The sequence below is a fragment of the Mesorhizobium sp. NZP2298 genome, assembly GCF_013170825.1.
In the GTDB taxonomy this organism is placed as follows: Bacteria; Pseudomonadota; Alphaproteobacteria; order Rhizobiales; family Rhizobiaceae; genus Mesorhizobium.
The window spans coordinates 6,146,972-6,164,046 of sequence record NZ_CP033365.1; the positions used below are offsets into that span (position 1 = coordinate 6,146,972).

The 17,075-nt window shown below is 61.2% G+C and carries 19 protein-coding genes; 5 read left to right on the plus strand and 14 right to left on the minus strand.

Translation table 11 applies throughout. The annotated features are described in order from the left end of the window. Positions 1-10 precede the first annotated feature (10 nt). From trbJ to EB231_RS29545, 9 genes are all read right to left on the minus strand, one after another. Positions 11-724: a P-type conjugative transfer protein TrbJ gene (gene trbJ, locus EB231_RS29505; RefSeq protein ID WP_246740759.1), complete on the minus strand. Its 714-nt coding sequence runs from the start codon at positions 722-724 to the stop codon at positions 11-13. A gap of 32 nt (positions 725-756) precedes the next feature. Next, on the minus strand, positions 757-3,306 hold the full coding sequence (gene trbE, locus EB231_RS29510; protein ID WP_172351909.1) for a conjugal transfer protein TrbE: 2,550 nt from the start codon (positions 3,304-3,306) through the stop codon (positions 757-759). Positions 3,307-3,318: 12 nt separating this feature from the next. After that, complete coding sequence (locus EB231_RS29515; RefSeq protein WP_172351910.1) at positions 3,319-3,600, minus strand: VirB3 family type IV secretion system protein; 282 nt, start codon at positions 3,598-3,600, stop codon at positions 3,319-3,321. Further along, entirely contained in the window at positions 3,600-3,950 is a 351-nt protein-coding gene (locus tag EB231_RS29520; RefSeq protein ID WP_246740760.1) for a TrbC/VirB2 family protein, read from the minus strand. The genes EB231_RS29515 and EB231_RS29520 overlap by 1 nt, the downstream gene beginning before the upstream one ends. Then, positions 3,947-4,909 carry a P-type conjugative transfer ATPase TrbB gene (trbB, locus tag EB231_RS29525; RefSeq protein WP_172353077.1) on the minus strand — a complete coding sequence of 321 codons (963 nt, stop codon included), beginning with the start codon at positions 4,907-4,909 and terminating at the stop codon, positions 3,947-3,949. Before trbB ends, EB231_RS29520 begins: the two co-directional genes overlap by 4 nt. Before the next feature lie 212 nt (positions 4,910-5,121). Beyond that, positions 5,122-5,523: a CopG family transcriptional regulator gene (locus tag EB231_RS29530; protein WP_172353078.1), complete on the minus strand. Its 402-nt coding sequence runs from the start codon at positions 5,521-5,523 to the stop codon at positions 5,122-5,124. Between the two features lie 54 nt (positions 5,524-5,577). After that, positions 5,578-7,575: a conjugal transfer protein TraG gene (locus EB231_RS29535; RefSeq protein WP_172351911.1), complete on the minus strand. Its 1,998-nt coding sequence runs from the start codon at positions 7,573-7,575 to the stop codon at positions 5,578-5,580. Positions 7,576-8,021: 446 nt separating this feature from the next. Next, a complete protein-coding gene (locus EB231_RS29540; protein WP_172351912.1) occupies positions 8,022-8,627 on the minus strand; it encodes an RES family NAD+ phosphorylase in 606 nt (201 codons plus the stop codon). A 101-nt stretch (positions 8,628-8,728) separates the two neighbouring features. After that, a complete protein-coding gene (locus tag EB231_RS29545; protein WP_172351913.1) occupies positions 8,729-9,124 on the minus strand; it encodes an antitoxin Xre/MbcA/ParS toxin-binding domain-containing protein in 396 nt (131 codons plus the stop codon). Positions 9,125-9,395: 271 nt separating this feature from the next. On the opposite strand from EB231_RS29545, the gene EB231_RS29550 reads away from it, so the two are divergent. Genes EB231_RS29550 through EB231_RS29570 form a run of 5 tightly spaced genes read left to right on the plus strand, consistent with a single transcriptional unit; the run spans position 9,396 to position 12,164 of the window. Then, a complete protein-coding gene (locus EB231_RS29550) occupies positions 9,396-9,635 on the plus strand; it encodes a DUF2188 domain-containing protein (protein WP_172351914.1) in 240 nt (79 codons plus the stop codon). Positions 9,636-9,663: 28 nt separating this feature from the next. Beyond that, a complete protein-coding gene (locus tag EB231_RS29555) occupies positions 9,664-9,939 on the plus strand; it encodes a multiubiquitin domain-containing protein (RefSeq protein ID WP_172351915.1) in 276 nt (91 codons plus the stop codon). A 19-nt stretch (positions 9,940-9,958) separates the two neighbouring features. Beyond that, positions 9,959-11,089 (plus strand): ThiF family adenylyltransferase, encoded by a 1,131-nt coding sequence (locus EB231_RS29560; protein ID WP_246740762.1) that lies wholly within the window; start codon positions 9,959-9,961, stop codon positions 11,087-11,089. Then, a complete protein-coding gene (locus EB231_RS29565) occupies positions 11,080-11,487 on the plus strand; it encodes a DUF6527 family protein (RefSeq protein ID WP_172351919.1) in 408 nt (135 codons plus the stop codon). Before EB231_RS29560 ends, EB231_RS29565 begins: the two co-directional genes overlap by 10 nt. A gap of 2 nt (positions 11,488-11,489) precedes the next feature. Continuing rightward, the gene (locus EB231_RS29570) at positions 11,490-12,164 is read left to right on the plus strand and encodes a hypothetical protein (RefSeq protein ID WP_172351921.1); all 675 of its coding nucleotides are present in this window, start codon (positions 11,490-11,492) and stop codon (positions 12,162-12,164) included. A 239-nt stretch (positions 12,165-12,403) separates the two neighbouring features. On the opposite strand, the gene EB231_RS29575 is transcribed toward EB231_RS29570, so the two are convergent. From EB231_RS29575 to EB231_RS29595, 5 genes are all read right to left on the minus strand, one after another. Beyond that, positions 12,404-14,143 (minus strand): relaxase/mobilization nuclease domain-containing protein, encoded by a 1,740-nt coding sequence (locus tag EB231_RS29575; protein WP_172353079.1) that lies wholly within the window; start codon positions 14,141-14,143, stop codon positions 12,404-12,406. A gap of 243 nt (positions 14,144-14,386) precedes the next feature. Next, complete coding sequence (locus tag EB231_RS35750; RefSeq protein WP_246740763.1) at positions 14,387-15,001, minus strand: lytic transglycosylase domain-containing protein; 615 nt, start codon at positions 14,999-15,001, stop codon at positions 14,387-14,389. Between the two features lie 451 nt (positions 15,002-15,452). Next, the gene (locus EB231_RS29585; RefSeq protein WP_172351923.1) at positions 15,453-15,779 is read right to left on the minus strand and encodes a DUF736 domain-containing protein; all 327 of its coding nucleotides are present in this window, start codon (positions 15,777-15,779) and stop codon (positions 15,453-15,455) included. 45 nt (positions 15,780-15,824) lie between these two features. Then, positions 15,825-16,385: a S26 family signal peptidase gene (locus EB231_RS29590; RefSeq protein ID WP_172351925.1), complete on the minus strand. Its 561-nt coding sequence runs from the start codon at positions 16,383-16,385 to the stop codon at positions 15,825-15,827. Further along, the gene (locus tag EB231_RS29595) at positions 16,382-16,846 is read right to left on the minus strand and encodes a DUF2840 domain-containing protein (protein ID WP_172351927.1); all 465 of its coding nucleotides are present in this window, start codon (positions 16,844-16,846) and stop codon (positions 16,382-16,384) included. Before EB231_RS29595 ends, EB231_RS29590 begins: the two co-directional genes overlap by 4 nt. Positions 16,847-17,075: the final 229 nt, after the last annotated feature.

Below are 17,075 nucleotides of genomic sequence, written 5' to 3' on the forward strand. Positions count from 1 at the left end.
GCTGGAAGCTTCAGTCGTGGAACATGCGCACTGATGACGGGCTGTAGCCGCTGCCGGCCATGAAGCGACTGAACTGTTCTTGTGCCTGCTCCTGCGCCGCCGCCTGCCTGGCTTGCTCAAGCGCGGCGGCCCTTCCTTGCGCAGCCAACATCGCAGTGAGATCGGCCACCTGCTTTGCCTGCACGGCAAGCAGTTGGTTGCCCGCCTGCGTGGCCTGGAGCACGCCAACGGCCGACTGGCTGGTGTCGACCAGTGCGCTTGTCTGTTGCTGCGTTCCTTCGATGTTGTCGACGGCGACGGCCCCAGCCTTCAATGAATGCTCGAAGGCGGAAACCGAGGTCTGCCAGCGGTCATGCGCGCCGTCGACAAGCTGCTGGCTGGACAGGTCCGAGCCAAAATTCTGGTAGCTGGAGGCGAACTGGCTCTCAATGTTCTGGACGCTGTAGGCGAGCTTGTCGGCCTCACCGAGCAGGCTCTTCATTTCGGCAAAGTTGCCTTCAATCTGACCCAGCAACGACGTCGGCAGTGAGGCGAGATTCTTCGCCTGATTGATCAGCATCTGTGCCTCGTTCTGGAGCGATGTGATCTGGTTCTGGATCTGCTCCAACGCGCGAGCAGCCTGCAGAAGGTTCTGGCTATAATTGGTCGGATCATAAACGATGAGTGCCGAGGCTGGCGCCGACGACAGCGCGATGGCGAGGGCGACAAAACTGGCGGTCGCCATATGACGAAGGCGAAGACGTCTGCGAACGGAATTCATGACAAAACCTCCTTTGCGGATTGGTCGATGACGGCGCTGAGATCGGGAATGAGTTCAGCCGCCCACGGGAGGCCTCGTTCGGAAAGCCAGCCCGCAAGGAAGTGCTCGCGACCTGCCTCGATGATCACCCTGTCGATCGCTGCCTGATCGGACTTGGACGATGCGGCGACCAATGCCAGCGCAATCGGGCCCAGCCCCAGCTCAAACAGCCGATTGCCGCGGCGTGATTGACAGTAGTAGTCGCGCTTCGGGGTAGCGCGGGCGACGATCTCGATCTGGCGATCGTTAAGCCCAAACCGGCGATAGATGGCAGTGATCTGTGGCTCGATGGCGCGCTCGTTTGGCAGGAAGAGCCGCGTCGGGCAGCTTTCGACGATCGCCGGCGCGATCCTGCTGCCGTCGATGTCGGAGAGCGATTGCGTTGCGAAGACTACGGAAGCGTTCTTCTTCCTCAGCGTCTTCAGCCATTCGCGGAGTTGGTCGGCAAAGCCACCATCGTCGAGCGCCAGCCAGCCTTCATCGATGATCAGGAGCGTAGGACGACCGTCCATCCTCTGCTCAATCCGGTGGAAGAGATAGGCGAGCACCGCGGGTGCCGCTCCCGTTCCGATCAAACCTTCGGTCTCGAATGCCTGCACGGATGCGTCCCCGAGACGCTCGTGCTCCGCATCGAGCAGCCGGCCGTATGGACCGCCGACGCAATAGGGACGCAGCGCCTGCTTCAACGGTGAGGATTGCAGCAGCACGGTGAGGCCGGTCAGTGTCCGCTCCTGAACGGGTGCACTGGCCAGGGACGTCAGCGCCGACCAGAGATACTCCCTGACCTCCGGCGTGATCGGCACGCCTTCGCGCAGAAGAATGTCAACGAGCCAGTCCGCCGCCCATGCACGCTCCGGAATATGGTGGATGCGGCCAAGCGGTTGCAGCGAAACGGCGTCGATGTCGTTCGACAGGTCTGTGAGCGTCAGCAGAGCAAGCGGATCGTCCGCTCCCTCCCCGTTCGCCGCACTGCTGCCGAGATTGTGCCAGTCGCCGTGCATGGCGAGCATGGCCGCACGGATCGACCCACCGAAGTCGAAGGCAAAGATCTGGTTGTTCTCGTAGCGGCGGAACTGCATTGCCATCAAGCCGAGCAGCACGGACTTGCCGGCGCCGGTCGGGCCAACGACAAGGGTATGGCCGACATCGCCGACATGCAGGCTGAACCGGAACGGTGTCGCGCCGTCCGTCCTGGCGAAGAAGAGGGGCGGAGCGCGAAAATGCTCGTCCTCCGGTGGCCCGGCCCAGACCGCCGACAGTGGAATCATGTGAGCGAGGTTCAGCGTCGATAGTGGTGGCTGGCGGACATTTGCGTAGGCGTGTCCAGGAATGCTGCCGAGCCATGCTTCCACTGCGTTGACGCCCTCGCCAATACACGAGAAATCCCGTCCCTGGATGACCTTCTCGAGCAGCCGCAGCTTCTCGTCTGCGATCGATGGATCGGCATCCCACACCGTTACTGTAGCGGTGACATAAGCCTGTCCGATCTGGTCGGAGCCGAGATCCTGCAGGGCCGCGTCCGCGTCGGCGGCCTTGTTGGCCGCGTCGGTGTCGACGAGGACAGACGCCTCATTGGTCATCACCTCCTTGAGGATGGCGGCGACGGACTTCCGTTTTGCGAACCATTGGCGGCGGATTCTCGTCAGCAACCTGGTCGCATCCGTCTTGTCGAGCAGGATTGCCCGGGTCGACCAGCGGTAGGGAAAGGCAAGCGCATTGAGATCATCGAGAATTCCCGGAAAGGTTACGGTTGGGAAACCGATGATGGTGAGCGTGCGAAGATGGACGTCGCCAAGGCGTGGCTCCAGTCCACCGGTAAGGGGCTGATCGACAAGAAGTGCGTCGAGATGCATCGGCGTCTCGGGGACACGGACACGATGCCGCCTGGTTGAGACCGTCGAATGCAGGTAGGTCAGTGTCTCGACATCATCGAGCCAGGCGGCTTCAGGAACGAAGCCTTCGATCAGATCCAGCACCCGGTCGGTGCGGTCGATGAAACCCTTCAGCAATCCCCAGGGATCGACGCCGTTCCTTTCCCGCCCCTCGTAAAGCCAGTTCTCCATCCGCGAGACGTCCTCGGCCGGTGGCAACCAGACGAAGGTCAGAAAATAGCTGCTTTCGAACAGCTCTCCGTTCGGCCGGCGATCGCTCCACCGCAACGCTCCAGGACCGTCCCCATTTTCGAACTGTTCACGCCGCTCAATGTCGAAAAGAGCCGATGCGGCATCGGGGAACCGACTGTCGGGGTAGTCGGTGGCGGGATTGCGTTGCGCCTCCACGAAGAGAGCCCAGCCTGAGCCGAGACGACGGAGCGCACTGTTCAGCCGTGCCGTCGTGCCGACCAGTTCTGACGGCGTCGCGGAGGCCAGATCGGGGCCGCGAAAACGGGCGGTTCTCTGGAACGAGCCATCCTTGTTGAGCACAACGCCCGGCGCCACCAAGCCCGCCCACGGCAGATAGTCGGCAAGGCCCGAATTCTTCTTGCGGTATTCGGCAAGGTTCATCATGTCGAAGACCTCTCAGCAGCCGAAATGCGCGGGATACCGCAGGTGCCGACGAACGACGTCGACGAACTGCGCATCGCGTTTGGTGGCCCAGACGGCCGCGAAATGGCTGATCCCCCAGATGACGAGACCAGCGATCCAGAGGCGCAGTCCCAGCCCGACCGCGCCTGCCAGCGTGCCGTTGGCGATGGCGACCGCGCGCGGCGCTCCGCCGAGCAGGATCGGTTCGGTCAGGGCGCGATGCACCGGCGCGAAAAACCCCTGGACGTCTTCGTCTTCCAGCAGGGACCCGGCCATCAGACGAGCGCTCCGCCGCCGAATGAGAAAAACGACAGGAAGAACGAACTCGCTGCGAACGCGATGGACAGACCGAAGACGATCTGGATCAGCCGGCGGAAGCCGCCCGAAGTGTCACCAAAGGCAAGCGAGAGCCCGGTGACGATGATGATGATCACCGCCACGATCTTGGCGACCGGGCCCTCTACGGATTCAAGGATTTGCTGGAGCGGCTGCTCCCACGGCATCGACGAGCCGGCCGCGCGAGCCGGCACGACTGTTAGGATCGCGACCGCGCCTGCGGCGCAAGTCAGGGTCAGCAATGGGCATAGCTGACGAAACGATGACGAAGTGGAACGCAGGACATTCATTCTGGCCTCCATTGGGACTGGGACTGCACGGATGGGTCGCTCTCGAGCCTGGCATCGAGCATGCGATAGTCGCGGGTGGTCGGATCGAGCCCGTTGACCAGCGCGATTTCGACGAGGCGGCGAGCCGAGCCACGGCCGGCGAGGACCGCGATGAGATCGATGGTCTCGGCGATCAGCATGCGCGGAACCGTAACGACGGCCTCCTGCACCAGCTGCTCAAGACGCAGCAGTGCGCCGAGCGCGGAACTCGCGTGGATGGTGCCGATCCCACCGGGATGACCGGTGCCCCAGGCTTTCAGAAGATCGAGCGCTTCGGCGCCCCGCACTTCGCCGATGGGAATGCGATCGGGGCGAAGCCGCAACGAGGACTTGACCAGGTCGGACAGCGAGGCAACGCCATCCTTGGTGCGCAGCGCCACAAGATTGGGCGCCGCACACTGCAGCTCGCGCGTGTCCTCGATCAGCACGATGCGATCCGAAGTCTTGGCCACCTCGGCAAGCAGGGCATTCACCAGCGTGGTTTTTCCGGTGGACGTGCCGCCGGCGACCAGCACGTTCTTCCTCTTTTCGACCGCAAGCCGGAGCACATCGGCCTGGGCTTCCGTCATGACACCGGTGCCGACATAGTCCTCGAGCATGAAAACAGCGACGGCAGGCTTGCGGATGGCAAACGTTGGCGCCGCGACGACCGGCGGCAACAAGCCCTCGAAACGTTCGCCCGTCTCAGGCAACTCGGCCGACACCCGCGGCGATCCCGCATGCACTTCCGCGCCGACATGGTGAGCGACCAGACGGACGATGCGCTCGCCGTCGACTGGGACCAGACGTTCATCCGTGGCGCAGAGCCCGTCCTTCAGACGATCGATCCAGAGGCGTCCGTCCGGGTTGAGCATCACCTCAACCACAGCCGGGTCTTCAAGGAATCGGGCTATGGCGGGTCCAAGCGCTGTGCGCAGCATGCGCGCGCCGCGCGAGACAGCTTCCGTGCCGGTTTGATAATTGATTGCCACGGTGTCCCCATTCACCGCAGCGAGTTGTTGGTGCTGCGGTCGGGGATGATTAGAAGAGGCAGGAATAGCACCCTTGCAACAAGCAAAATCGGTGATCGCCCCCCGGCGTGCAGAGACTTGCAAAATGCGGTGCGACGGCTTTGCCGCGTAGTCGCCGCTGTCTATCGCGCTGGGGAATCATCCTCGTGGGCCGGCGGCGCCGGCGGGACATCGTCGGCGATTTCCTGCCTGAGCTTCGGCCCTTTGCTCAACCTGCGGCCAAGCGCGTCGACGAACGCGTCATAGCGCTGCAGTCCCTTTGCGCGGGCGTCGGCTTGCGCGGATTCCGGCAACGCCGGGGTCGAGTTGAGCCAGAAGCGGACGAACAGCGCCAGTGTCTCGATCGCGATGCCGACATCGCGCTCGACACGTTGCACGCGCCGGTCGATCTGGTCGAGGCGCCGCGTGATCGCTGCCTCCTTCCGTTCCTCGGCGTCTGGTGACAGGAACGACGCGATCGCGGCCTCGGCTATCAGCGACAGTGAGACGTCCCGCCTCGCCGAATAATCGCCAAGCGCATTCATGACGTCAGGATCGAGATAAGCGGAGAGCCGCTTCTTCTTCGCGTTCTTCACCGATCAGAGCTCGATGCCGTCATTCGGATCAAGGCTCGCCTGTCGCGCAGTGCGCCGCATGGCTTGATCCACCGCGCGACGCCGCAGGGCGTCGTCATCAGCTTCGTCTCGGTCGAGGTCGAATTCTTCGTTTCGCTGAACTGTTCGTACCGGCGTAATGTCCTCATGTTCTGGAAGCTCCGGTTGGCGTCGGATCCCGCCATCTGCTGGATCCTCGTCTTGCGCCTCCATCGCAGACTTCGCTTGCGGTAGCCCGCCTTCTGACGCCGAGAGGATCGTTGCGCCTGTCCAATCGTCGGGACGCGATGGCCCTGAAGCCGTTTCGCGCTTAGGAGGCGACAGGACGCGCTCGGCAAGGCGGGGGTCAGCAAAATAGCGCGCCTTCTTCGCCCGGATCGGGAACAGGCCGGACACCATGACGATGGCATCGGTCGGCGGAAGCTGCATGATCTCGCCGGGTGTCATCAGCGCCCGTGCCGTTTCCTGCCGTGACACCATCAAATGTCCTAGCCAGGGCGACAACCTATGCCCGGCATAGTTTTTCATGGCACGCATCTCGGTTCCTGTTCCGAGCGAGTCGGAGACCCGTTTGGCGGTACGCTCGTCATTCGTCGCAAAGCTCACGCGCACATGGCAGTTGTCGAGGATGGAGTTGTTCGGCCCGTACGCCTTTTCGATCTGGTTGAGCGACTGGGCAATCAGGAAAGACTTGATACCGTAGCCCGCCATGAAGGCCAGCGCACTTTCAAAAAAGTCGAGCCGGCCAAGCGCCGGAAACTCGTCAAGCATCATTAGTAGACGATGCCGTCGATCCTTCGCATGAAGCTCCTCCGTCAACCTGCGGCCGATCTGGTTGAGGACGAGGCGGATGAGCGGCTTCGTGCGGCTGATGTCCGATGGCGGCACGACGAGGTAGAGCGTCGTCGGCCGATCCCCTTCGGTTAGCTCAGCAATCCGCCAATCGCATTGCGACGTCACCTTTGCCACCACGGGGTCGCGGTAAAGGCCGAGAAAGCTCATCGCAGTTGAGAGCACGCCCGATCGCTCATTCTCCGACTTGTTGAGCAACTCGCGCGCCGCCGATGCCACCACCGGGTGTGGGCCGGCGTCGCCGAGGTGGCGCGTGAGCATCATGGTGCGTAGCGTTGTTTCGATAGGCCTCTGCGGGTCGGAGAGGAAGTTGGCCACACCGGCGAGCGTCTTGTCCTGTTCGGCATAGAGGACATGCAGAATGGCTCCGACCAGGAGCGCGTGGCTGGTCTTCTCCCAATGATTGCGGCGCTCCAACGAACCTTCAGGATCAACGAGAACGTCGGCGACGTTCTGCACGTCGCGGACCTCCCATTCACCGCGTCGCACTTCCAAGAGAGGATTGTAAGCGGACGAGGTCGCATTGGTTGGATCGAACAGCAGCACACGGCCGTGGCGCGCACGCCAACCCGCGGTCAGTTCCCAGTTCTCGCCCTTGATGTCGTGGACAATCGCCGACCCTGGCCAGGTCAACAGCGATGGCACAACCAGACCGACGCCCTTGCCGCTCCGTGTCGGTGCGAAGCAAAGAACATGCTCCGGGCCGTCATGACGCAGATAGTCATGATCGAGCTTGCCAAGCACCACGCCGTCCGGACCAGTCATACCCTCGGCGCGGACTTCGTCGCGCGTCGCCCAGCGCGCCGAGCCGTAGGTTGCCGCGTTCTTCGCCTCGCGTGCACGCCAGACCGACATGCCTACCGCGACCGCAATTGCTATGAAACTGCCGCTCGCCGCGATCAGCGCCCCCTCAACGAAAATTGCTGGGGCATAGGCATCATAGAAAAACCACCACCAGTAAAATGCGGGGGGTGGATAGATCGGCTGGCCGGCGAATTCGAACCAGGGCTGACCAAGCTGCGGTTGAAATCCCAGCCGCCACGCTGTCCACTGTGAAGCGCACCATGTGGTAACGAGCACGATCAAGAGGACCGTCAGGACTTGGCCCCATAGTATTCTAGTTGCCGGCACGTCGCATCTCTTTTGGCTAAGGATCGGAAGCCACAGAAAATGTCGAATTTCCGCGTATGCAAGAACCAGGAGTGGCCTGCCAGAACGAGTCGCATTTCGACCTACAGAGACTTGCGGCCGGCGGCACGGTTTGCCATCGCGAAAAGGCGACAATCGCTGATGCGGTTAAAATCACATCCGCTTTGCGCTAGAGGAGGTCATCTGCCGCCAGTTCTCAAATGGCCGCAATGGGGCCGTCTGCTGACAGTCCGGTTTATGGGACAGATGGCGAGAAGCAGCCGCATTGCTAACTGAAGCTGCGGACGGCCACTGTGAGATCCAGGTCTTTGGAAGCTGACAATCTTTCGATCGGACCAGCCGATGGCAACCGAGCTGCGCTGGCGGCGGCGTGTCTGCGCTGAGGAGTCCAGCCCGTTGGGTTGCTAGTTCGCTGAATGGGGTAGCTGTTAGGCAGCTGCCCTCGGCTTGGCGAAAACGTCGCCGCGGTCGATATCCTCGTTGCGCGTGAAATCGAATATTCGGCTAACCTGAAGGCCGTCCCACCTGAACCTGAAATGGGCACCCTGGACCGCCTTGTCGACGAGGATCTCGACACTAAACACTGCGAGGAAATCGTGGCCGGGGACCTCCTCGGTTCGGTAGAGAACGCCGTTGGCGCCGTCCTCGAACAATTGCCGACCGATCAGCCGACGTGCGGCGACCGACATGTCCGTCGGGACACTCCGCAGGTCAATGACCTCACCTTTGACCTGGTGCGCCAGCATTCGCATGTCTATACCACACGACGGTTCGTCGGTGCGTGACAAGAATAGCTCGCGGCGCAGGACGGCACGCGCAAGTGCCGCCTGCGTGTCGGAGGCGAGGTCCATTACCGAGTAGGGTGCCGGAAGGAAATCGCTCCCTTCCGGCATGGGATAAGAGAAGGGGGCATGGTTCCAATTCTGCAGACGCGGTGAACTTGCATCCGCCGAGATATCGCCACCTGTGATGCGCGATTTCGCGGCAAGTCGAGGATTCGTCACCGCCTCCAACTCCGCCGCGAATGCCTGCATCTCGCGGGAGCCGAAACGTTCATAGATATCGATGGTCGGGTATTTCGACGGAATGAGCCTCCGGTAAAGGCCGTCGATGCTGATCCGGGGGTACACGTAAGCTAACCTCCACGCTGGGCGTCGACATAATGTCGGACCCTGATGATGTCACTCAGATTACCGGTCATGATCACGTCGAGTGCGGACGCGCCTTCGAAATACCTGTTGGGCCTTCTGATCCATCCGATGGCGGCTTCCTCCGAATCCATGACGATGCGCAGCGCCTTGTAGATAGATCCGAGGTGCGAAATTCTCTCAAGCGTATCGGCAGAGACTTCGCCGCCGTCCTTTCTCCACCGGAAGTAGGTTGATCGTGATGGTGATCCCAGCAACTTGATCTGCTGGTCGGTGTTCAGGTCCCAGATGTCGGCGAGTTTGAAGAAAAAACCGAGGGGGCTTGGCAGCTCGGGATGGGTTGTGGCTGTCGATTGGGGCGTAACCGTCTCATGCGTTTCCATCTGCTCCTCGATGTTGTGTCAAATCGGACTTGATTTTTCATTGTAGTCCGATTAGCTACAGTCCCAGAACGGACTGATTCTTAAATATCCGTCTCTATTGGGATTTCGTCAAGGCTTGACGCGATGAAACACACGCGGCGGGAGAGGAGGAGCTTATGTCCAGCCAAGTGGAAAGCGAACCCCGGCGGGACCGCGCCGCCGGGTTGCCCGCACCCATCTCGCTCGGAGCAGGCGTACTTTTCGTATCTGGAATTAGATAGGAGAGCTTCATATGGCTGGTAAAGGCCCCGGAAAGACCCATCATGTTGTCCATAACCCCGATGGGGGTTGGGACGTGAAGCGCGGCGGCAGCGAACGTGCCTCCGGCCACTTCGACACCAAGCGCGAGGCCATCGACTACGGCCGCGGCGTCAGCCGCAATCAATCGACTGAGCTCAAGATCCATAATCAGGATGGCAAGATCGCGCAGAGCGATAGCCACGGCCGAGACCCTTACCCTCCGCGGGGATAAGGCACTCGAACAAGCAAAGGAATAGACAATGCAGAACGAGAACGAAGCCCAAGGTAAAGGTAAAGACAAGATGATCGAGATCATTGTCAACGGCACGCCTTACGAGGTGCCGAAGAAGGAAGAACTGTCGTTCGAGGAAGTCGTCACTCTCGCGTACCCCGACTTCCCGCAAAACCCGGGCGCGACTTACTCCGTCACGTACACCAAGGGCCACAACGATAAGGAAGGCATCCTTGCGCCGGGCACCTCGGTGAAGGCGAAGGATGGGATGGTTTTCCGTGTTAATCGCACTAGCCAATCATAATGCGGACATCCGGCAGCTGATGGACCGGGGCTACGCGCTCCGGTTCGATAGCAAATGCCTGGTCGTACGCGACATCCCGTACCTGAACTCACAGTTGGAACTCTGTTACGGGGCCATCGTCTCCAAGCTCGTCTTCACCGACCAGAACCATGTCATTCAAGATGACCATCAGATCTACTTCGCCGGCAACGTGCCGTATGGCCTGAACGGGCAGCCCATTCCCAATCTCGCAGGCGGAGCCACGACTATGCAGCTGGCCAAGCCGGATGTTGTTGTACAGCGCTCATTCTCCAACAAGCCCCCGAACGGATTTGCCAACCTTGCCGAGAAGATCGATCATTACGTTACGATCCTGGCAGGCCCCGCCCTCAGCCGATTTCCAGACGCGAAGATTTACACCTTCGACGTCGACCATGACGTCGTCGAAGACAGCATTTTCAAGTTCCACGACACCCTGACTAGCCGAGCCGAGATCGGCGATCTGGCGGCGAAATTCAAAGAAGATGTGGTGGCCTTGATCGGCCTGGGTGGGACCGGCAGCTATCTCCTGGACTTCCTGGTGAAAACCAATGTGAAAGAGGTCAGGGGCTTCGATTCCGATGCCTACTACATTCACAATGCTTACCGCTCGCCGGGGAGTGTCCTCGAGGCCGAATTCCGGCGCCCGAAGGCCGAAGTGTATCAGGCCCGATACGACAATTTTCGCCACGGGCTAAAGCTGGTCGACAAGTTTATCGACGCGGGCTGCGCTGAGGATCTGGCCGGCGTCACGTTTGCCTTCGTCTGTGTCGACAAAGGCTCAGCCCGCAAGGAAATCTTCGACCTGTTGATCGCGCTGGGGATTCCGTTCATCGACGTCGGCATGGGGCTCACCCGGCAGGACGATGCCTTGGCCGGGATGATGCGCGCGACCCTCCTGCAGCCCGCTACCGCGGCCGATATCCTCAGCCAGAAACTGGTCGAGACGTCCGATCAGCCAGGCGACGAATACCGCACCAATATCCAGATTGCCGAGTTGAATGCCATCAACGCCGGCATCGCCGTCCTCCGCTACAAGCAGTGGCGAGGGTTTTACGCGAGCGATGCCGCGACGTATCATCTGGTTATGGAAACCGCCTCAGCCCGCCTGTTCTCTTTCACATGCCCCTGAGCCAGATCGCGCTGAGGGAGGTTCAGTATGTTCCCCGCGAACTCGAGCCGGGCATTCTGTACGTGTCCGAAGAGTTCGGCGTCGCCGTGCACCTTTGCGCTTGCGGGTGCGGCAGCAAGGTAGCCGTGCCCTTGGGCGCCGCCGAGTGGACATTCAGTAAGAAGGACGGCAAGCCGAGTTTGTGGCCGTCCATCGGCAGCGGTCAGCTGCCCTGCAATTCCCATTACGTCATATCAAACGGCCGCGTCGATTGGGCCGCAACGATGTCAGCGGCGCAGACCACCGCGGCTCTTCAGAGCGACCAGCTGAAGCGCGAAGCCTACTATCGGTCGCGCGAACCGAAGCCCGGCCTACCGCGGCGGATCTGGAACGCGATTGTCCGGCTGTTCGGAAGGTAAGTGTGGACGATTTTCACAGAGGCCTGATAACTCAGGTGCATTGCTACGAGTGCAACGCGCTGTACGACCGCATCCCCTGCCCTGTTTGCGGCCACGTAATAGAAGCCGAAAAGGTCAGGCAGCCTGACGGCAGCTATGTCGAGCGGCGAACCGTGCCGGGTGCCCTGGGCTGGTCCACCCATCTCTTGCTCGAGATGATGAGGCGGGAATGGGAGCGCGCGGACGATGGCCCGGCGCCGATGGGCAAGACATCGCGGAAGCTGGTTATCGTCATCTTGTTCTGGACATTCTTCGAGTCCCTGATGGACCGATTCTATCACGCGGCACTTGGCGACCTCGACGAAGCCGAGGCGGCTAAGATCCTACGCAAGTTCAAGTTCGTCGGCGGCCAACTGGACGAGCTGCACAAGTCGCTGTGGGGTATGTCCTTCTGGGAGGACCTTGCCGCCTTGGACTACGTATCGCTGGCCGAGCAAATCCGCACGATCCAGGAGCGCCGCAATGCGTTCATCCACGGCGATCCGGAAGCCATCGACGACACCTTGGTAGCCCGGACTATGGGCATTCTAATGGACGTGCAATTTGCGTGGATCAAACTGTTCAACACCCGCTGTACCCATAAACGTCGGAAGATCCCGATCCGGCACCAGGTCGAGCGCGCGGCGAAGACACGCTAGCCGGAGCTGTCACTCTGCGTTCCGGAACGGTCCTTTGCGTTATGCCGGCTGCAGGCCGATCATCGAGCCATAATGCGGTATATAGGGCGTTACACGTTAACCCCGGTGCTCCCAGCCCCGGTCCGCTTTCGAGCTAGCTGCTCTACCCTTAGACGACCGAAATGAGGCGCATAGCGGCCATTGATCACGGATCCCGGAATCTCCGCTGCTGAATGAATTCGCACGATAGTCGCCTGCTTTCACAAACCAAGCGCTCGCTTCTTTCCAAAGGTCCAATCGACTCCGCCCCCTGCACCGGTGAGGCCGGAAACATGTTTGCCCAACTGTCGCTCGACAGACGGCGACCAAGGCACAAGGCTGAAACCAAACCCGTCATCGATCATCGCGAACCGGCCGGACGCAAGCGAGAACCGTTGCCGGTAAATACCAGCCACATGACTGCCAGCTTTGGCCTTCGCGAACGCAAGACCGGTCTCGACGGCGAGCTGTGCGCCGAGTGTCTCGATCTCCCGGCTGCGCAGCGTGTCGACCAAGTTGCGTGCGAGCACTACGCGCTGCCCTTCGCGTCGTGCGAGGCCTTGCTCGACAAGGTGATCGGTGCGGTCCTGTAAGGCCTGCCTAACGTCCCTGCCGAAACCGCCCTCCCCGACTTCGACGGGTTCGCGCGCGACGAGCTGACGGTCGAGCCACGTCGCGCCGGCAGCTCGGACCTGATCCTGGATGGCAAGATCTGAGCGGACGGCGAGTGTGATGCGGGCACATCCCTTTGCATCCTCGAAGCGGCGCGACTCGACGATTGAGCCCGGAGCGGAATCGCTGGTGGCGTCAAGATCATGAAAGCGGATGTGATGCGTACGACCGTCGACACCGTCCACGATGGCATAGGCCGTCCCGCGTAGTTCGTCATCCAGTCCGCGTTCCAACAGCCGGCCGACGACGGATGCCCCTGAGTCCTCGCCGGCGAGAACATAACTGGTCGACGCCCTGTCGATGCCCTGGCCCGCAAGACTGCGGTGCAGGCGTCTGATGATATCGCCACGCTCGCCAAGCGCGCGCAAGGTGGACTCGACTTCGTCAGTCATCGTCCATTGGCCGGGACGGATTTCGTTGGCGAGACCGAGACTTTCCAGCTTGCGCAGCCGACCGACCTTCTGCGGCAGAAACTCATCGGGCTGGCCATCCGATTGCGGAGCGAGGTCGATGATGCCGTGACGACCAGCGTCACGAAGAAGCTGGCGATCGAGTTGTGTCCAACGCTCGCTGTCGACCTGCCGCTCGATCGTCTGGCGAATATCGTGGTCGGAGCGAAGCCCGAGCGTCTGGGTAAGAATATCAGCCGCCCGGTCGCGCATCCCCTGACGGATGTAGTCGCGCGAGATGACAAGGTTCTCGCCATCATCGGCAATGCCGCGCACAAGGATATGGATGTGGGGATGTTCAGTGTTCCAATGGTCGACGCCAATCCACTCAAGCCTCGTGCCGAGGTCCTGCTCCATCTCGCCCACCAGGTTGCGGGCGAAGCTCTTGAGGTCGCCCAACACATGGGCGTCGTCTGGGGAGACGATGAACCGGAAATGATGCCGGTCGTTCTTGCATCGCTCCGCGAAGTCCTCGTGGTCTGCCTTGTCGGTATCCGGGCCAAACATCTTTGCCTTCTCGCCGTCACGCGTGACACCCTCGCGGCGGAGATATTTCAGATGGGCGGCTAGCGGCGTTGATCCTCGGTACTGACGGACGACACGTGCCTTGACGATCGCGCCGCGCGAGCGACCGGTGATGAGGCGATTGGCACGGATGCTCGCCGATCGGCCGCGACCGAACGTCGAAGCGCGTGCTGAGATGATCCTGCCTTCGCGCGAGACATGGCCGCCGGCCCGCTGGGCAGATGCGAGCGCCTGGAAAATGAAGGGACGTGCACGCTGACCGGCGCGAGTGCGGATGCGGCCAGGGCGGACACGAAACTCATCGTCCCCGGTCACGGTGGATGAACCCACGAGGTGCGGTTTCTATTGGAAAGATTGAACAAATGGCAGTCGCGCACATCGCCGATTGCCCGGCCACATCGCAAAACGGGTCGAAAACCGTAACAAAAACAACCGACCGACCGAGCCGCACATCGCGGCCCTTTATCCTGCCATCCCTCTTCGCCTCCCCTATGGCAGATCTACCGCCGCAACGTCCGCGACAGAACAGGCCGGAACGCGATTGAGCTGAAGCGGTGATCATCGGCGTGTCGTGGAAGCGCGCTGAACAAAAAGGCTGTCTGTTGCAGGTTCCGTAGCCGAGAGAGACTTGACAGAGAATGCGGCTGGCTGCGGCTCGAACGCTGTCAAATCGGTGACTGAAATGGCCGAAGTCTGTGGGCCAACGATCGCCGTGAACACCATTTCGGTGTCAACGGGGCGATCGGCGTCAAGCGCCAGGGCGTCATTCCGGACGTGCGCTTGATGCGGGAAAATCGTCGATCGACTTCCGCTTGATCTGTCTTCCACACTGCGTAGGCACACGGGAAGAGCAATCGACCCATTGATCAACGGCGCCAGTTTTCTGATATAGTCGATCGTTTCGCGCGGCAGCGGCCGACCGGCCACCAGACGCTCCTGATATCGCGCAGGGCCGGCATTGTATGCGCCGAGGAAGCCTTTGGTGCCGAAGCGGTCGAGCATCTCCCGCAGATACGCTGCGCCTGCAAGAATGTTGTCACGCGGCTGAAACGGATCGTCACCAAGATGATACTTGGTGCGCAGTTCCTCCCACGTCGGCGGCATGATCTGCATCAGACCCATTGCACCCTTGCTCGAGATGGCATGGGCATCACCAACGCTCTCGACGTACATGACGGCGCGAAGCCATCGCTCTGGTATGCCAAAACGTTTCGCAGCCTCGCGGATATGCGCCGACCATGTATCGGAGCACTTGGTGCTGGCGGAATGGGGTGGCCTCCCACGATCTGCGGAACTCTTTGCATAGGTGGGAGACACTTGAAGTGCGAGCACAACGATTGCAGACAGGGCTGCGCTGCTTCGCCAGATAGCGGCGCACATGTCCGTACACATAGACATCCGGAGCCTGCCACCGTGCTCGCTCCCGTCAAGGACAAGGCTTCGCCGGCTGGAGCTCTTTCTCATCGGGAATGATGAGACCGACCCGGACGTGTCCAGCGATCCTTGACCTTCGCTGCGCGCGGCGGCCGCCTTTTTTGCGATCGGGTCGAAGGGTTTGACCGGCGCCTGATCGATCAAAGGGTTTGACAGAGGACGTTCGCCAAAGCGCTGCGGAAGCATCCGATCAGCCCCGTTCGTCGCGTTTCGACAGCCGACTCCAGTGCAAGACCCAGGTGTCCTTGTCTGCATCGGACTGGAACAGATTGGCGAGGATCGGTTGCGTGAAAGACGGGTCATCGATGGAGACGGAGAGATAGGCGCCGGCCTTGTCGCCGGTTCGATCCCATGCGGCGCCAATCTCCATGCCGTCGCAAAAAACACGATGGTCTGGCGCGTGTTCCGCATCCGACTTTTCGGCAGGCAGGATGGTGAGCTTCGCGTCGAGTGTCAAAGTTGAGATGTTGCCGACGAAGCCCTCTTCGTTGCGGGTGAAGGCGCCTATCTGGGCCATTGGGATGCTCCTTTCATGAGCGGTTGAGATGAATGGTGATCGCCGTCACAGCTCGCCCGGGACGGAATGGTTGGAACCACTCGGCGCCAGAGACGAACCATCCTCGGTCCAGATCGGGACTGCGCGGCCGATGATCGAAGCGAGCGAAAGCGGGCCGAAATAGCGGCCGTCAAAACTGTCGGGAGCGTCCCGATTCATGAGGAAGACTTCGTTATTGGCGATGGCACGGCAGCCCTGCCAGAGCGGCAGCGCTCTGCCGCGACTGTCACGCTCGCGCGCATATCCCAAGATCACGCCGCCGATGGTTATTGTCGCGCCGGAGCGGCACACTGTCTGTCCGCCAAGCGCCACGACGCGCTTCAAGAGTGGTACCCCGTTCGGCAGGTAACCGCGCTCGGCAAGAAAGGTCGCCAGCGATTTGGGTGGGATGACGACAGCAAGATCGGCAATATCGATCTTGTCGCCCGCCTCGACGCTGTAAAGCCCGATCGGAACGCTCGCCGATGCGTTCCAGATGAGCCGCGGTCGATGGCCGACCCACACTGGTAAGGCGACCAGGGCCGCACCGCCAAGGATCATGGCGATGGTCATTGCGCGCGCGCTCATGGATCAATCCGCCGACGCAGAAGCCACGCGTCATGGCGTTGGCGTGTGTAGCGCCTGGGCGTCTCCCGCGCCGCGAACCGACCATGTGCATGCCGCCAGTAGTCAGGCGAGGCGTCGATGGGATCGATGCCGATAGCCTCGATCCCATCGATGATCTGCAACACTTTCTCGACGTTTGCCCATCCGAGGGCCGTAAGCAGAATGTCGGCGCCAGGCCGCACATAGGCGACGGTCGAACAGCGCTTGCCGGGTGCGACCGCGCGCAGAATGTCGATACGCGAGGCGACCGTACCGAAGTCGTTCGCGGTCCAGCGAACGAAGGCGAAGATGCTGCCAGGCAAGAAGGAAACGACACGGCGCGTGCGGTCGATGGTCCTGTTCGAAGCCACCGCGCCGAAACGGATATAGTTCTCGATCCGCTTCTTCAGCCACAACAGTTCGACGTGGGTGAGATCACTCATTGTGGCCTCCGTGGCAGGAGCCAACTGTCGACATCGCAAACCGGGCGGATGGGAAGTCGATGCTCGGAGAGGGCCAACGATCACCGATCATTCTCGGCATGACCGAAAACCCACGGCGGCGCGGTCGCCCACAACCTCGCGGATCAGCGCTTTCCGTTAGAAAGAATCCGAAGGATTCACAGTTAGAAACGTTAGAGGAGCGGGTTCGGCAATCGTCGCAAGGACTTAC

Bases quoted from the DNA above. Each gene is read 5' to 3' on its own strand.
- trbE (WP_172351909.1), bottom strand. From the start codon at position 3,306: ATGATGAACCTTGCCGAATACCGCAAGAAGAATTCGGGCCTTGCCGAC.
- EB231_RS29540 (WP_172351912.1), bottom strand. From the start codon at position 8,627: ATGCAGGCATTCGCGGCGGAGTTGGAGGCGGTGACGAATCCTCGACTT.
- trbJ (WP_246740759.1), bottom strand. From the start codon at position 724: ATGGCGACCGCCAGTTTTGTCGCCCTCGCCATCGCGCTGTCGTCGGCG.
- EB231_RS29530 (WP_172353078.1), bottom strand. From the start codon at position 5,523: ATGAATGCGCTTGGCGATTATTCGGCGAGGCGGGACGTCTCACTGTCG.
- EB231_RS29550 (WP_172351914.1), top strand. From the start codon at position 9,396: ATGGCTGGTAAAGGCCCCGGAAAGACCCATCATGTTGTCCATAACCCC.
- EB231_RS29545 (WP_172351913.1), bottom strand. From the start codon at position 9,124: ATGGAAACGCATGAGACGGTTACGCCCCAATCGACAGCCACAACCCAT.
- trbB (WP_172353077.1), bottom strand. From the start codon at position 4,909: ATGCTGCGCACAGCGCTTGGACCCGCCATAGCCCGATTCCTTGAAGAC.
- EB231_RS29520 (WP_246740760.1), bottom strand. From the start codon at position 3,950: ATGAATGTCCTGCGTTCCACTTCGTCATCGTTTCGTCAGCTATGCCCA.
- EB231_RS29585 (WP_172351923.1), bottom strand. From the start codon at position 15,779: ATGGCCCAGATAGGCGCCTTCACCCGCAACGAAGAGGGCTTCGTCGGC.
- EB231_RS35750 (WP_246740763.1), bottom strand. From the start codon at position 15,001: ATGTACGTCGAGAGCGTTGGTGATGCCCATGCCATCTCGAGCAAGGGT.
- EB231_RS29555 (WP_172351915.1), top strand. From the start codon at position 9,664: ATGCAGAACGAGAACGAAGCCCAAGGTAAAGGTAAAGACAAGATGATC.
- EB231_RS29560 (WP_246740762.1), top strand. From the start codon at position 9,959: ATGGACCGGGGCTACGCGCTCCGGTTCGATAGCAAATGCCTGGTCGTA.
- EB231_RS29565 (WP_172351919.1), top strand. From the start codon at position 11,080: ATGCCCCTGAGCCAGATCGCGCTGAGGGAGGTTCAGTATGTTCCCCGC.
- EB231_RS29515 (WP_172351910.1), bottom strand. From the start codon at position 3,600: ATGGCCGGGTCCCTGCTGGAAGACGAAGACGTCCAGGGGTTTTTCGCG.
- EB231_RS29590 (WP_172351925.1), bottom strand. From the start codon at position 16,385: ATGAGCGCGCGCGCAATGACCATCGCCATGATCCTTGGCGGTGCGGCC.
- EB231_RS29595 (WP_172351927.1), bottom strand. From the start codon at position 16,846: ATGAGTGATCTCACCCACGTCGAACTGTTGTGGCTGAAGAAGCGGATC.